This window comes from Streptococcus atopicus (assembly GCF_049166725.1).
Classification (GTDB): domain Bacteria; phylum Bacillota; class Bacilli; order Lactobacillales; family Streptococcaceae; genus Streptococcus; species Streptococcus hominis.
In genome coordinates this window covers 202,998-216,879 of record NZ_JBMHFC010000002.1, presented here as the reverse complement: position 1 = coordinate 216,879, position 13,882 = coordinate 202,998, and the positions used below count along the sequence as shown (strand labels likewise).

14 protein-coding genes and 1 tRNA gene are annotated in these 13,882 nt (G+C 38.3%); 9 read left to right on the top strand and 6 right to left on the bottom strand.

Going from position 1 to position 13,882, the window contains the following annotated elements; all coding sequences use genetic code 11:
• Nucleotides 1–4: 4 nt before the first annotated feature.
• Complete coding sequence (locus ACOMA9_RS02415) at nucleotides 5–3,079, bottom strand: SEC10/PgrA surface exclusion domain-containing protein (RefSeq protein WP_421424546.1); 3,075 nt, start codon at nucleotides 3,077–3,079, stop codon at nucleotides 5–7.
• A gap of 261 nt (nucleotides 3,080–3,340) precedes the next feature.
• Here ACOMA9_RS02415 and ACOMA9_RS02410 point away from each other — a divergent pair, with 261 nt between their 5' ends.
• Nucleotides 3,341–3,667: a helix-turn-helix domain-containing protein gene (locus tag ACOMA9_RS02410; RefSeq protein WP_003031298.1), complete on the top strand. Its 327-nt coding sequence runs from the start codon at nucleotides 3,341–3,343 to the stop codon at nucleotides 3,665–3,667.
• An 82-nt stretch (nucleotides 3,668–3,749) separates the two neighbouring features.
• Here ACOMA9_RS02410 and ACOMA9_RS02405 read toward each other — a convergent pair whose 3' ends face one another.
• A complete protein-coding gene (locus tag ACOMA9_RS02405; RefSeq protein WP_270737051.1) occupies nucleotides 3,750–4,955 on the bottom strand; it encodes a hypothetical protein in 1,206 nt (401 codons plus the stop codon).
• A 333-nt stretch (nucleotides 4,956–5,288) separates the two neighbouring features.
• Between ACOMA9_RS02405 and ACOMA9_RS02400 the strand changes: the two genes are divergently transcribed.
• The 6 genes from ACOMA9_RS02400 (at nucleotide 5,289) to ACOMA9_RS02375 (ending at nucleotide 9,749) form a co-directional block, all read left to right on the top strand.
• On the top strand, nucleotides 5,289–5,603 hold the full coding sequence (locus ACOMA9_RS02400) for a hypothetical protein (protein ID WP_330944937.1): 315 nt from the start codon (nucleotides 5,289–5,291) through the stop codon (nucleotides 5,601–5,603).
• Nucleotides 5,600–6,754 carry a helicase HerA domain-containing protein gene (locus tag ACOMA9_RS02395; RefSeq protein ID WP_270737053.1) on the top strand — a complete coding sequence of 385 codons (1,155 nt, stop codon included), beginning with the start codon at nucleotides 5,600–5,602 and terminating at the stop codon, nucleotides 6,752–6,754. Before ACOMA9_RS02400 ends, ACOMA9_RS02395 begins: the two co-directional genes overlap by 4 nt.
• A gap of 242 nt (nucleotides 6,755–6,996) precedes the next feature.
• Nucleotides 6,997–7,353: a hypothetical protein gene (locus tag ACOMA9_RS02390; RefSeq protein WP_330944938.1), complete on the top strand. Its 357-nt coding sequence runs from the start codon at nucleotides 6,997–6,999 to the stop codon at nucleotides 7,351–7,353.
• 240 nt (nucleotides 7,354–7,593) lie between these two features.
• Nucleotides 7,594–8,205, top strand: a complete 612-nt coding sequence (locus tag ACOMA9_RS02385; RefSeq protein WP_330944939.1) for a replication protein — start codon at nucleotides 7,594–7,596, stop codon at nucleotides 8,203–8,205.
• Between the two features lie 6 nt (nucleotides 8,206–8,211).
• Nucleotides 8,212–8,553 carry a DUF771 domain-containing protein gene (locus tag ACOMA9_RS02380; RefSeq protein WP_270737056.1) on the top strand — a complete coding sequence of 114 codons (342 nt, stop codon included), beginning with the start codon at nucleotides 8,212–8,214 and terminating at the stop codon, nucleotides 8,551–8,553.
• A gap of 53 nt (nucleotides 8,554–8,606) precedes the next feature.
• On the top strand, nucleotides 8,607–9,749 hold the full coding sequence (locus ACOMA9_RS02375) for a site-specific integrase (RefSeq protein WP_270737057.1): 1,143 nt from the start codon (nucleotides 8,607–8,609) through the stop codon (nucleotides 9,747–9,749).
• Nucleotides 9,750–9,822: 73 nt separating this feature from the next.
• On the opposite strand, the gene ACOMA9_RS02370 is transcribed toward ACOMA9_RS02375, so the two are convergent.
• From ACOMA9_RS02370 to ACOMA9_RS02360, 3 genes are all read right to left on the bottom strand, one after another.
• Nucleotides 9,823–9,894 (bottom strand) — tRNA-Arg (locus ACOMA9_RS02370).
• Nucleotides 9,895–9,933: 39 nt separating this feature from the next.
• A complete protein-coding gene (gene rplS / locus ACOMA9_RS02365; RefSeq protein ID WP_003024326.1) occupies nucleotides 9,934–10,281 on the bottom strand; it encodes a 50S ribosomal protein L19 in 348 nt (115 codons plus the stop codon).
• Nucleotides 10,282–10,430: 149 nt separating this feature from the next.
• Nucleotides 10,431–11,390 carry an ROK family glucokinase gene (locus ACOMA9_RS02360; RefSeq protein ID WP_003042755.1) on the bottom strand — a complete coding sequence of 320 codons (960 nt, stop codon included), beginning with the start codon at nucleotides 11,388–11,390 and terminating at the stop codon, nucleotides 10,431–10,433.
• Nucleotides 11,391–11,610: 220 nt separating this feature from the next.
• Here ACOMA9_RS02360 and ACOMA9_RS02355 point away from each other — a divergent pair, with 220 nt between their 5' ends.
• Together ACOMA9_RS02355 and ACOMA9_RS02350 are read left to right on the top strand one after the other, a co-directional pair.
• Entirely contained in the window at nucleotides 11,611–11,772 is a 162-nt protein-coding gene (locus tag ACOMA9_RS02355) for a LysR family transcriptional regulator (protein WP_247906616.1), read from the top strand.
• The gene (locus ACOMA9_RS02350) at nucleotides 11,756–12,262 is read left to right on the top strand and encodes a LysR substrate-binding domain-containing protein (protein ID WP_330944940.1); all 507 of its coding nucleotides are present in this window, start codon (nucleotides 11,756–11,758) and stop codon (nucleotides 12,260–12,262) included. The genes ACOMA9_RS02355 and ACOMA9_RS02350 overlap by 17 nt, the downstream gene beginning before the upstream one ends.
• Before the next feature lie 615 nt (nucleotides 12,263–12,877).
• Here the strand turns inward: ACOMA9_RS02350 and ACOMA9_RS02345 are convergent.
• Nucleotides 12,878–13,726 carry an aldo/keto reductase gene (locus ACOMA9_RS02345; protein WP_421424570.1) on the bottom strand — a complete coding sequence of 283 codons (849 nt, stop codon included), beginning with the start codon at nucleotides 13,724–13,726 and terminating at the stop codon, nucleotides 12,878–12,880.
• Between the last annotated feature and the right edge of the window lie 156 nt (nucleotides 13,727–13,882).

The window sequence follows — 13,882 nt, the reverse complement described above, 5'->3', positions numbered from 1 at the left end:
TTCCTTATCCTTTTCTTCCCTGTTTTCTACGTACACCAAAGCTAAGACTTGCTAAGATTCCCATACCTATCAATGCCAGCCATGAACCTTTTTCTCCAGTTTGTGGGAGTTGTTTGTCAGCTCGGCTATAAATATAGCTTGAGTGAATGGTTGGGCGAATCTTTTTGCTTGTGGTCATTGGTTTGGCAGCTTGACGTATTGAAAGAGCTTGTGCTTTTTCTTCTGCTGCTTTCTTAGAAGCAACCCACTCCTCATAAGCCTTCTTCACCGCATCATACTGGCTATTTGCATCCTTTTGGTCTTTCAACAGTTCCGCCAGTTTACTACGCGCTTCTAATGTTTTCGCAACGGCTTCCTTATGTTTCGCACTTGCTTCCAATTGTTTTGATACCGCTTCACCAAGCAACTTATCTGCATTCTTATACATGGCAAGCAAGTTTTGTTGGTCTTTCAACTTACTTTCAAGTGTCTTCGCTTCCGCCACCAATTTGGCTTCCACGGCTTTAGCATCGGCTACCGCTTGTTCAGCAGCTACCAATTTGGCATCTTCATTTGCTTTACTTGCTTTCAACACAGCCAAGTTGTTTTCAGCTGCCGTCAAGGCTTGTTCTGCGGTACGAAGTGCTGCTTGTTTTTCCTTGATAGATGCGTTCAAGTTGGCAACCGCTTTGTCTGCCGCATCTTTACGAGCTTGTGCATCCTTGCGAGCAGTCGTTGCTTTTTCAAGGGCTTCATTAGCCGCTGGTGTAGCGTCTTTCACCCCGGTGAGTGCTGCCAATTTGGCTTTGGTAGCGTTGAGCATCTGTTGCGCTTCCATTGCTTTGGTTTCTGCTTCACGAAGGGCGGTCGCAGCCTTTTGAGCCGCTTCTTCTTTAGCAGCCAAGACCGCTTGCGCTTTTTGCAATGCAACTTGTTTTTCTTGAATCGATGCGTTGAGGTTGGCAACCGCTTTGTCTGCACTCGCTTTGCGGGTTTCTGCGCTAGTACGCGTTGCAACTGCTGCACGGTGTGCCATTTCAGCGCTAGGTGTTTGGAGCGCTTGGTTGCGTACAGTAGCCAATTCGCTTTGTGTCGTGCTCAGTGCTTGATGAGCTGCATCAAAAGCAGCTTGTTTAGCAGTCAGAACCCCATTGGCTTCATTGAAGGCTGTGAGTGCTGCTTGAAAGTCACTTTCGGCTTGAGCCAAGTCTTTTTCCAATTGCGTCGTGTCATATGGGTCTGGTAGGGCTTGACCGGCATATTTATCACTGAATCCCACATAGTGCATGCGACCAAGTCCGTTTGGGGTCACACTGGATGCGACACCGATAACGTCGTCGTATTGATCACCACTAATCATGTTTTTAGTATGACCAAAATCACTATAATAATCATTTACAATCATGTCAATGATTTTACCAGCAATGAAACGATACATTTCCGTCATGGTTGTAGTGCGATAAGACATACCAGCGATATTTTCTGTAATCCATGTCAATTTTGAAGAAGGTGTTTCACCAGCAGCCAGAGCGGTATGACTGTGACCAGATGACCATGGTTTGTTTTCTTTTGCATAAGCATCCGCAACTTTTTGCACATAGTCCATTGCTTCTTCGGTGGTGTAAGTCTTCACCTTAGTACCCCAGATTTGGCGACGCACTGCTGTAACTAAGTGTGCATAATATTGGGTTAAGGCTTTTGCTTGTTCACGGGTCATATGAGCTGGATCAACGGTTGATGGGTCAATTGGTACATTTCCATCCCGTTCAATGTCGTAAGCACCTTCTTCAATCCACTTGTTGAAGACGTCTTGAAGCGCATCCTTATCAGCTTCTAATTGATCGGATGCTAGATACTTCTTATAAGCATCAATCACATATTGTGGTACGGTGATAGTAGATAACTTCTTCTTAGCATCCAATTCTTTCTGCAACGCATCACGTTTGGCTTCGGCTGCTTCTTTGGCTGCTTTCTTGGCTTCGGCATTTTTCTTAGCTTCCGCAAGGGCATTTTCGGCGTCTGTTTTAGCTACAGCTTGTTCTGTCTCTTTTGTGGTTAAGTCTTTGATTTTGGCATCACGATCGGCGTCTGCTTTCTTGGCTTCGTCCAATTTTTGAGCGGCTTCCACTTCTTTGGTTTTGGCGTTAGAAAGAGCCTTCTCAGCAGCTTTTTGTTCGTCCAAGACCTTTTGGGCACCCGTCCCGTCAAGGGCTGCCTGAGCTGTTTCTACGGCCTTTTTAGCAGTGCTGACATCCGCTTTAGCAGCGCTATCCGCTGTCTTTTTCGCAGCCGCATCGGTTGCCGTGTCGGTTGCCGTTTTGCTTTGAGCGGCTGCTTGGTCTTTCAAGTCCTTGATTTGGGCATGACGGTTGGTATCTGCCTTTTTAGCGTCTACCAATTTTTGAGTGGCATCGCTTTCTGCCTTTTTGGCATCTTCTAAGCCTTTGTTGGCGGCTTTTTGTTCATCAAGTGCTTTTTGTTCGCCTGTGCCATCGAGCGCTGCTTTGGCGGTATCGACACCTTTTTTAGCCGTATCAACAGCTTTTTGTCCAGCTTCTACCCCTTTTTGGGCTTGTTCTACCGCTTGTTTTTGGGCAGTCGCCGCGTCAGTCGCTTTTTGTGTGGCATTAGCTGCGGTATCACTTGCTTTTTGATTTTGTGCAATCTCTTTTTGCGTATCAGCTACGCCTTTTTCCGCTTGGGCAATCGCATCTGGTGTAGCGGCAGCCTTATTCTTCTCCGCTTCGGCTACTTTTGCGGTCGCATCTTCTACCGCCTTTTGGCTGTTGGCTTCCATTTGGGCACTTTCAGCTACTTTCCCGGCTTGGTCGGTCACCGCTTGATCGGCTTGTTGCTTAATCCCATGCGCTTCCTCAACCGTCTTCTCTGTTGGGGTGGTGGTGACCGCAGCACCATCCTTTGTCAATAGAACACCGTCTAAAACTTTAATATTATGCGCCTTGGGTGCTCTTACATCAGAAGACAGAGTAGTTGACGGTTTGGTCAATTCTTCTGCCTGAACAGTTGCCCCGCTAGCTACACCAAACGCAGCTAGTGCTATAGCCCCTGTTGCTGTACCTTTAATAACCTTGTTTCCCATAGTTCCTCCTGTTTTTTTACTTTTAGGAAGGCTTGACTCCAAAGTCAAGCCTTGTTATATGTAGTATAACAAGCGTTTTTGTCAAGTATTTAGCATGATTTTTGAAAAATTTTTGAGAAAAACGTTCCCCTATCCAACCTTAAAAAGTTGTCACAGATTGATTATAGCACCTAAAACCAATCTTGTAAAGTTATTAATCAACCTTTTGAGAAGTTATCTTTCTTCCTAAAAATCGGTATCATGGAGAAAAAGAGGTACGATATGAAAGAATTATTACGAGATTACATTGGGAAAAGAATCCGCCTTTTAAGATTAGAAAGAGGAATGACCCAAGAACAACTGGAAGAACGAGCGGATTTAGGCACAAATTACGTTTATAAACTAGAGCATCTTGCCCCAAATGTCAAAATCAACACTCTTGAAAGGGTGATGCAAGCCCTAGAAGTTGATATTGAAACCTTTTTTGATATGGTACCAGATAAGGAAAAAGAAGATGATTTGACCCAATTGGTGCAACATCTGAAATCACTCCCACAAGAAAAACAAAAGAAAGTGATTGATGCCATTACCGTATTATTAGAGAGTTGAGCGTTTTAAATCAATCTATAAATAAAAAAACAACTTAGAACTAAGATTTTAAGTTGTTTTTGTTTTTATAAAAATAGAATTTCTACAGTTTTTCCATAGATAAGTTTTTTAGATAAGCACATCTTTGAGAAGAAAAATACTTGTCAGAAGTATCTTCCTTGAACACTTCACTATTAAAATATTGAAGCTCTATATCTCCGTGTGAATTTAGTTGAATATCACTTAGTCTGTCTAGATAGCTGCTACTCGCTTCAAGCAATTCAATAAGTCCTAAAATATAAGCCTCAGATTCAATGAATTTATCATAAGTATCTTTATTTTTACCGTTTGTTAGATTTTGAAATTCTATAAATGCTTCCATTTCTAAATCTTGAACAATTAATTGATAAACCCTCTTCCCTAATGAAAATTGAATAAAATTTTTTCTATCTTCTAAAATAGGAATCAGTGTGTATTCAATAAAAGAAATTATAAATTTATCAAAATAGCGAAAATTGGCTTCTGTATACTTCACGACAAATTGTTTTTTTTCTTTACTTTCGTACCTTAGAGGTTGGTTGATTAAAAAAGAGAATTTATCAACTAAAGTATCAGAGAGGGCTAATTGACAAAAATAAAAGATAGCACCTTCAAAAGCATTGACATGTCGCTCCTTATAATGAATATCCAGTAATGTAGGAGTATATTCTCCCAACTGATACTCTATAAATTCTGCGTGAAAATCTTCCTTTGTAAAGACTTGTTCATATGCTTGATAACTAGCATAGGGAACATATTCTTGTAGTGTCTCTTCAACCAATTCTCTTGCCTTTTCTCTATTTTCCTCTATATCAAAACAATCTTCTTCAAATTGATGATCTAATATATCTCGAAATAAATTTGCCAGAAAATGGAATTTCCAACTAGAAGTATTCATTTCTTCATCTGTTCCCCAATAAATTTCAGATACATTTAAAAATTCTAAGTTTTCTCGTTTTTCTTTTTTAAACTGTTTGCCTTCTTTATCTTCTTCATTTTGATAAATCACTTTATCTTCATATTTCATATTGAAAAGGATAGAGTTGGCAATAGCTGGAGATAAAAATTCAGAAGTAATATCAATGGCATCAGTTGTTAAGAGTCTGATAATTTTTTGAGTTTTATTTGGATATAGTTTTCCTTTGGTCAATTTAGAAACCCTTTTTCCGGCTCTTTTTTGCTCTAAACGTTTCTGATTGATAGAATCTATTCTATTATTTATTCTTTTTTGCGATTCTGAGTAGATATATTTTTTTAAATGATAAAACAATTTATTTCCCTTCTTTAATCGGATTTTTTCAGTTCAAATTATATCATAAAGTCTATTATATGTCTTGAAAAAATTTCATATAATCTAATCAAATAAAGACAATAACCTTTGGAATACAAACAAATGGAGAGTTTCCAACTATAAAGAAATTTATGATTCTAAATGGATTTAGTCCTTTAAATGATAAAACAATTTGTTTATTTTAAAAATCGGATTTTTTCAGTAAAAATTATACAGAAAATTCTAATGTATGTCTTAAAAAAATGATGTAGTATATAATCAGGCAAGGGGCCCACTTGCAAAAATAAAAACTAACAAGGAGGTTTTCCGCCCATGAGGAAACTCACTCAATCTGGTTATAGTTCAGAACTCGCTAATCATACACTTGATTCAAACAAAGAGATTTATCTCTTGAGTACAGAACTAGAACCGCAATATCGTTTTGAAAATAATCATCGTACAGATGAGATTGTAGCTTATCGCGCTTGGTTTACACAGGAAGGGCTGCCACCTTTCACCGTAAAGTTTGCCAAAAAGATTGCGCTGCCAAGCTACTTGTCTGCCGTCAGCTTTGACAACTTAGAAGCCTGTGAAGTTCGTTACAATATCTACTTCCGTGCTGATGAAGTACATGAGGTGAAATCATGAGTTTGAGCATGCAACATCAAAAGCAAGCTCAACGGTCACGAAACCCACTAGAGCCAACCGCATCTAGTGGGGCCTTCCGTGACCCGCATGAGTTATGCACTTTTATCCAGAGAAACCTAAACAATGCTTTAGACGTCAACGGTGAGACGAGCTACACCAATTCGTTTATGATTCGTTTGGCAGGCAATGACCGTGGCTTTCTCTATCTGCCAAATCTGCCCGTTTCCTACTCCCTTGACAATCAACTTTATATGAAAATCTATTCGATATGTTCAGGAATTCTATACCCCTACAAAACCCTTTTACCACAAACCAACGCGTACTTTGTTCCCTTTGACCCCGAAGAGCCCAACCTTGCACGAGCCCTCTTTTTCCCGTGGATTGACGGGATTCCAGAGCGCTTGATGATTGAAAACATTGACCAGTTTATTACTACAGAAGTAACTAGCAACCGCATTCCAATCATGGCAAACCAGGTCAATCTAAATATGGACAACATTGTTCACCTAGCCATTAGCGGTTCATCAGGGTCAGGAAAATCAAAATTCACTGAATATTTAATTAGATGCTTAAACGCTGATACCGCTACTCATCTCTTGCTCGTTGATCCAAAATTATCTCAAATTTACAAACTAGGAAGAGAGCTAAACTTAGAAGTCTTATCTCCAACCTTTGGCTCTAATCTCAATAGCTTTATTACAGAAGTCAACGAACTTCTAGGACGAGTGATAAACAAGATTTACGAGCGACAACAGAAATTGCTCATCAATCCTACTACAAATTTTTCAAAGATTTACGTTGTAATTGATGAACTCCTTGCTTTAGTGCAAGGCAGCTCGAAGCAAGCAAGAGATACTTTCTCTCAATTGCTTGGAACGATTGCCCTTTTAGGGCGTGAGACACAAGTCAGCTTGATTCTCATCTCTCAACGCTTTGACGCAACTGCCTTTGGTGGAAATACAGCCGTTCGAGAACAAATCAATTGCGCCATTATTTTAGGTGACATCAACACGAATACAACGCAGTTCTTATTGCCTCATGCAAATATTGACAATATTGTTGTCCCAGCTGGCATCGGGACAGGTATCATCAAGTTTACAGATGATCAGCACAACAATCACATTATGCCACTACTGACGCCAACGTATTAACGAGGTACATTTATATTATGTTTAAATATTATTTTAAAAATTTTAATTTCTATAATACTTTTTATCTTTTAAGTCTTGCTCTACTTATGACAGGCGGAAGCGGACTTCTCCTCAAATTATTCTTAGTTGTTTTTCAAACACCTATACTAATCACAAATATCTTTACTTTTCTTTCCTCAAAACTGTTAGTCCTCGCATTGAGACTGTTCCTATTACTTCTTGGGATAACAGCGATAAAATGGTTGTCAAATCAAAAACTCAATTTGTGGAAATCTCTTTATTACACAAATAAAATCCGAAGATTTGCATATACTACCTCTGAAAAGTCTCTGAATATCGGACAAGATAAGATTCCTTACAGCGTTGCTGATAAGCGCCTTGCCAATCGCTCGTTATGGTCTTTAACAGTCGAATGCGAAGAAGATAAAATCTTCGTTTCTATAAAGTTACCAGTTAATCATAAAGCTATGAAAATGGTCAAAGAGTTATTACCCGATATTAAAAATCAGCTGACAGAGCTAGACCCAGCCTATAGCTTTAACGATTTCACGCTTGAAAGCTACCGCGTTTATCAAGCTATTGGTACTCGCACCAAATAGGTGCTTCTGCGGCTTTGTCGGAACAGACAAAGAGCCGCAGAAAAGCACCCCATTTCAAACAGGAAGCAGGATAGAAATAGCGTAGTCTTTTCTATTCTGGTGACGGTTCCTAGCGCAGCCGCCGAGCTAGAAGGGCGGTTCCCGCTATCAGCGGGAAATTGTGATAGGAACTAATGGGGTTACTACGACCCCCATTAGTTCAATAATCAATAATCAAATCATTAGAAAGATTGGTATACTATGCCTTCAACAAAACGTTCCAACAAATGGACTTTTCTTCTCTACAAAGAAAGTGCGCCCGACAATTATCTTGACATTTTAGAAGAAATGCAAGTCCCTTATATTCTGAGTCCATGGCATGACCGAGATGTGGACAAAAAAACGGGTGAACTATTAAAAGCCCACAAACATGGGGCTCTCTTCTTTGATTCTTTAAAGAGCTATACGCAAGTATCAGAATTGCTTACCGAAAATCTAAACACTCCTAAAAAGGTGCAAATTGTCTTATCTCCAAAGGGAATGTTTGATTATTTTACTCATGCACAAAACCCAGACAAAACACCTTATGATATCGAAGATATTGAAAGCGGTGCAGGGTTTGACCTCGATCAGTTCCTCGTTGAGCAACAATCCGGGCGCTTTATCAATGAAACCATTGGCCTTATTAACGATTACAATTTTACCGAATTTCAAGACCTTGTGATCTATGCAAGATACAACAGCTCCCGTCTACTCACATTGATTATGGATCGTACCTACTTTTTTACAAAATTTATAGAATCAAAACGCTATCACGAAAGCAGACACATCAAAGATGTGACCATCATTGACCAAGAAATGGATACGGACTAACTGCCTATGAAACCAACCACCCTACAAATTGACTTAAAAAATATTACGATACAACTCCCATCCGATAAAATTATCGTTGACCGTTCCGAGTATGAAGAACTCAAAAAAACCTCCTCAAAAGGGCGTTATCTAACGCTCTCTGAGGTTTTAGAACTTCTTTCCGTCTCTCGTCCATGGCTGCTCGAAAACGTGCTTTATAAGCCTGAAATTCGGAAGCAAATTGACATTGATCAAAATAGCAATGGTTTTGTGAAATACCCAGATAATCAAGGTGGACGCTATTACTTTCTGGCAAGCAAAACCAAAGAATTTTTCGAGGATCATTTTGCAAAAATTTTTGAATTATGATAAGATAACCAAGATAAAACCTTGGTTATCGATTTCTTAGAAAAGAGGTAACCATGTCACTATACATTACGCAACGCGGAGGGAAAAAAGGGAAGTGGTCTTATCGGATCACTGACAAAAAAGGGAACTATATTACATCAAAATCAGGATTTAAAACCAAAAAAGAAGCTGAAATTGAAGGTTTAACCCAAGAAATTAAATTACATCAAGGAAAGGTCATTGATAAAAACATCAGTCTCTTTCAACTTTGGGAAAAATGGTACCATTTAAAAATCATCCCACTCAATAAAATGGATTCTACACAAAACAAGCATCGCTTGCGTGGAAAGTTTATTCAAAAATACTTTGGAGATTCACCTGCTGTATCCATCACATCCAGCCAATATCAAGCATTTATCAATAAATACGCTGAAACAAATTGTCGTGATAATGTCAGCCGCCTAAATGCAGAAATACGAAGTGTCCTTATTTTTGCTAGGCAAGATAAGCTCAGTATAGATTTATTCACAGAAGGAGTTGTACTATCTGGCAGAGAATCACCGAAATCTAAAAATGAAAGATATATCCATAGCTTAGAAGATTATAAAAAACTTTGTCAGTATCTAGAATATCTTCTCGATTATCAAGAATCCGTCATTCCATACCTCTTATATATCCAACTGAAAACAGGTATGCGGTTTGGAGAAGTTCTTGGCTTAACTTGGGATTGTATCAATATTGAAAATAAGACCGTTAAAACATATAGACGCTATGATTGCACAAGAAAACGCTGGACAAAAGCTAAAACAGAAACTTCTATCCGTGACATTCCGATTGATGATACTACAGTCTCTATTTTACAAAAGCTAAAGGCTGAACAAAGGTATGTTTTAAGAAGCCATCAAGTTTCTAATCCAGACAAATGTTTGTTCTTTGATAAACAATCTGGACTACCTACAAATTCAGCAGTCAATAAACAATTAAAGAAGATACTATCTGAATTGTCTATTACTCCTTCAAATATGACTAGTACAGGTTTAAGACATACTTACGCAAGCACACTTCTGGCAATGGATATAGACATCTGGGCAATCGCCAAGAATATGGGACATAAAGATATTCAGCAAATCAGCGAGACTTACGGGCATTTAATCAAAGAAAAAGCTATCCGTGAAGACAATAAAATCCGTGACTTTTTCCACGGTTTAAGCCAGTAGAAACTATTTTGAACAAATTTTGAACAAAAAGAAAAGAAACGCTGATTTATCAACGTTTGAAGCCTTTGAAATATGTCCCCTGCCGGAATCGAACCAGCAACTACTCCTTAGGAGGGAGTTGTTATATCCATTGAACTAAGGGGACTAGAGAAAAACTCTGCCAAGTGACAGAGTTAATTCTACATTAACGGCGAATTTCTTTGATACGCGCTGCTTTACCTTGCAATGCACGAAGGTAATACAATTTCGCACGACGTACTTTACCGTAACGAACAACTTCAATCTTTTCAACACGTGGTGTGTGAAGTGGGAAGATACGTTCAACACCTACACCGTTAGAGATTTTACGAACAGTATAGTTTTCTGAAATACCAGCACCTTTACGAGCGATAACCACACCTTCGAAAATTTGGATACGTTCGCGATTTCCTTCGACAACTTTCGCATGAACACGAACAGTGTCACCAGGACGGAATGCAGGAATATCAGTACGAAGTTGACCTTCAGTCAAGCTTTGGATTAATGGATTCATTTTTCTTCTCCTATCTTACTAATCTTGCAGTTCAAGACCACAGCGGATTAGTCGTTTTCTAGTGCTTCCATTGCGCACTAACTAATATTATAACAAATTTTATAATAATTGTAAATGCCTTATTCGGATTATTCTTCCATTTTAGCGAATTATTGAAGAACCAATGAAGCTGCTCCAATGACGCCTGCATCATTTCCAAGCGTTGCAAGTGCAAGTTTTGTGGATGTACGTACTTGAGGGAAAGAATTTTCTTCATAGACCTTACGAACACCGTCTAATAAAAATTCGCCTGCTGCAGAGACGCCACCACCGATGACAATCGTTGACGGATTTAAGATAGATCCAATGTTGGCACAAGCAATACCAAGATAACGTGCAAAATTGCGATAAACAATGAGGGCTAGTTCATCACCAGCTTTAGCCAAATCAAAGACAATTTTTGCATTAACGTCTTCACCGTTATCAATCAATTTTTTCAGCTCTGCATCACCAGCATATTCATCAGCGTAGCGACGCGTTAAATTGACAATTCCCGTTGCAGAAGCTACGGTTTCTAGGCAACCTTTTTTACCACAAGTACAGAGAATCGGCTGATCAAAATCAACTGTGATATGTCCCAGCTCTCCAGCTGCTCCAGCTACACCGTGCAGTAATTTTCCTTCCGCAACAATACCGCCACCGACACCTGTTCCAAGAGTCATAAACACAACATCAGGCTGATTTTCACCAGCACCTTTCCAACGTTCGCCAAGAGCAGCTACATTTGCGTCATTATCAATAAAGAAAGAAATACCAGTTGCTTTCTCAATCTTTTCTTTTACAGGTTGTAAAGTTTTCCAATTGAGATTATAAGCCCCAATAACCGTTCCTTTTTCACGATCCACAACACCAGGTGAACCCATGCCAATTCCAATGAAATCTTCTGCCCCAAGTCCCAATAGTCGCAAGCGATGATTGATAGATTCAATCATATCATCAACAATATGACTACCTTCATCTAAAATGTTTGTCTTAATAGACCATTTTTCTTGAACTTCTCCCTCTTGGGTCAGAATCGCAAACTTCACAGATGTACCACCTAAATCAATCCCAATAATTTTTTTAGACATGCTACTCTCCTCTAATAACTTTTTTTCATTCTTATTATATCAGATTTTTTACGAATTGAAAAGGTTTGCATAGAACTTGAATAGTTTTGAATGACTTGTGCTACTCTCTGCTTTCATTTTACAAGACAAATAAAAAATTGCACAATAACGATAGATAATATTAGTATTCATTTTACCTATAGTTAAAACTGTCCAATTCATTGATCAAAAAGGAGACATCATGCTGAATTTACAACACTTGGAGCAACTCATTGTTTTCTCACAGGAGGGAACCTTGTCTAAAGCAGCCGAAATCCTACTCATCTCTCAGCCGTCCTTAACTCGAAATATGCAAATGCTGGAAGATGAATTGGGAGTTACTCTTTTTGAGCGAAAAAAATAAATTAAGTTTCACGGAAACCGGTCATCAAACAGTTAAACTAACCAAAAAAATTCTGAAACAAAAATTTCTCGATGATGTACAACATTTTGCATTAAAAGAAAGTACTATTTTTGGTGGTGTTAATGCACCGGGAGCTATCTTTGAACTGAAAAGTCGTATAAAAGAAAAGGGCTTGGAGCAACACATTCAAATTGAGCAAAAGACGAATGACGAATTGGAAAAAGCTCTGGATGACGAAAACGTTCACTTCATTGTAACAGACTATCCTATCAAAAAAGAGCATATTCTTTCCATGGGGCTTTTCATGGAGCAACTTTACTTATCCGTTCCCTTGACTCACCCGTATGCCACACGAAAAGAGATAAAACTTGCAGAATTGGCTAATTTGATTATGCTGCTGCGGATCGGATCTAGGCATTTGGCAGCCATTAGTCAATCAACTGACGCAAACAAAGTTTATTGTTCAAAAAGATTGGGTAGCCTTTGTTGATTTGGTAAATGCTTCTGAATTACCAACTTTTTCTACCAATATTACTTAACAAAACACTGAAGAATCCACTGTGAATAGCCAACGTATCCAGATTCCTATCTCGGGCAAAGAAGCTACCAAGACTTTCTACATTTCCGTTTTGAAGAAGAATAAAGCTATTTTACAGGAGTTGGTGAAAACTAAATGATCTATGTTTATGAAAAAACATGATATATTCACTATAAAATAAGATTATTAAACAACTAAATACTGTTCTAGTATTAAAACTGAATAAGATGAAAAAGCCCAACTCAATCAAAATAAAAAGTTAGGCTTTTTCTTGGTACTATTGTTACTATTGTATTGTAAAATAAGATGATTAGTTAAAATACTTGCCCTTTATATACAGACCTATCACCAAAATATTTTCTAATAGAAATATCACAAATACGATTAATTTAACATATTTGTTTGGAAATAACAATGCAATAATTGGTAAGATAAAATAGCTAGCAAGAACAAATAGACTAAATTTTGGAGTTAACATTAGATAATCTTTCAAAAATTATAATAAAGCATTCTTTACATCCGATTACTTACATATATCATAATCTTTTTCAAACGAAAATCCTGTTCTCATTTTCTCCCCAGAAATCCTAAAAAGAGATCTACTGTGCTGGCTTCTTGATGATTAAAGAAAAGGCTGGTTTGGGTGTCCATACTTGCAATCTTTGTCATATCTTCTGCACTGAGTTCAAAGTCAAAAACATCAATATTTTCCTTCATTCGCTCAAAGCGTGAAGACTTAGTCAAGCAAACAATTCCCCGTTGAACTTGCCAGCGAACCATGACTTGTGCAGTGGATTTACCATGTTTATCAGCAATACTTTTGAGAATTGGATTGTTGAAAATGTCACCACGACCTTCTGCAAAAGTAGCCCAAGATTCAATTTGCACCTTATTTTTTATCATATTTTCTTGTGCGAATATCTGTTGATTCAGTGGGTGAGTTTCCACTTGATTGACTTGTGGTGTAATCTCATTGAAAGCTACAATGTCGCTGAGACAATCTGGATAAAAATTAGACACACCAATCGCTCGAAGTTTTCCTTCTTTGTAAAGTTTTTCCAAAGCACGGTAGGCACCATAATAGTCACCAAAAGGTTGGTGGAGCAACATAAGATCCAGATAATCTAACTCCATTCTGTCAAGAGATTCTAAAACCGAGGCATAAGCCTTGTCGCAGCCATAGTTGGATAGCCAGACTTTACTAGTGATGAAAAACTCTTTGCGGTCAATCCCAGACTCTCGAATCGCCTCGCCTACTTCCTTTTCATTGGCATAGGCTTGAGCAGTATCAAAATGACGATAACCTGCCTTGATAGCATTTAGCACAGCACTCTTAGTATCTTTGGGAGCAATTTGGTACACTCCAAAACCTAAAATTGGAATTTCGACACCGTTGTTTAAGGTTAGATTTTGTATGTGATTTCCTCTTTTCACAATTTTTATCATAAGTATAACGCTCTTTTCAGAAAAAGTACAATAGTAAAATTGCAGAGTAGTATGCAAAAAAATGAATAGCAATTATCATCCGATTCATAATTTATAACAACAAAAAAAGAAGATACTAGGATAGAT

Bases quoted from the DNA above. Each gene is read 5' to 3' on its own strand.
- ACOMA9_RS02415 (WP_421424546.1), bottom strand. From the start codon at position 3,079: ATGGGAAACAAGGTTATTAAAGGTACAGCAACAGGGGCTATAGCACTA.
- ACOMA9_RS02410 (WP_003031298.1), top strand. From the start codon at position 3,341: ATGAAAGAATTATTACGAGATTACATTGGGAAAAGAATCCGCCTTTTA.
- ACOMA9_RS02400 (WP_330944937.1), top strand. From the start codon at position 5,289: ATGAGGAAACTCACTCAATCTGGTTATAGTTCAGAACTCGCTAATCAT.
- ACOMA9_RS02395 (WP_270737053.1), top strand. From the start codon at position 5,600: ATGAGTTTGAGCATGCAACATCAAAAGCAAGCTCAACGGTCACGAAAC.
- ACOMA9_RS02385 (WP_330944939.1), top strand. From the start codon at position 7,594: ATGCCTTCAACAAAACGTTCCAACAAATGGACTTTTCTTCTCTACAAA.
- ACOMA9_RS02380 (WP_270737056.1), top strand. From the start codon at position 8,212: ATGAAACCAACCACCCTACAAATTGACTTAAAAAATATTACGATACAA.
- ACOMA9_RS02375 (WP_270737057.1), top strand. From the start codon at position 8,607: ATGTCACTATACATTACGCAACGCGGAGGGAAAAAAGGGAAGTGGTCT.
- rplS (WP_003024326.1), bottom strand. From the start codon at position 10,281: ATGAATCCATTAATCCAAAGCTTGACTGAAGGTCAACTTCGTACTGAT.
- ACOMA9_RS02360 (WP_003042755.1), bottom strand. From the start codon at position 11,390: ATGTCTAAAAAAATTATTGGGATTGATTTAGGTGGTACATCTGTGAAG.
- ACOMA9_RS02355 (WP_247906616.1), top strand. From the start codon at position 11,611: ATGCTGAATTTACAACACTTGGAGCAACTCATTGTTTTCTCACAGGAG.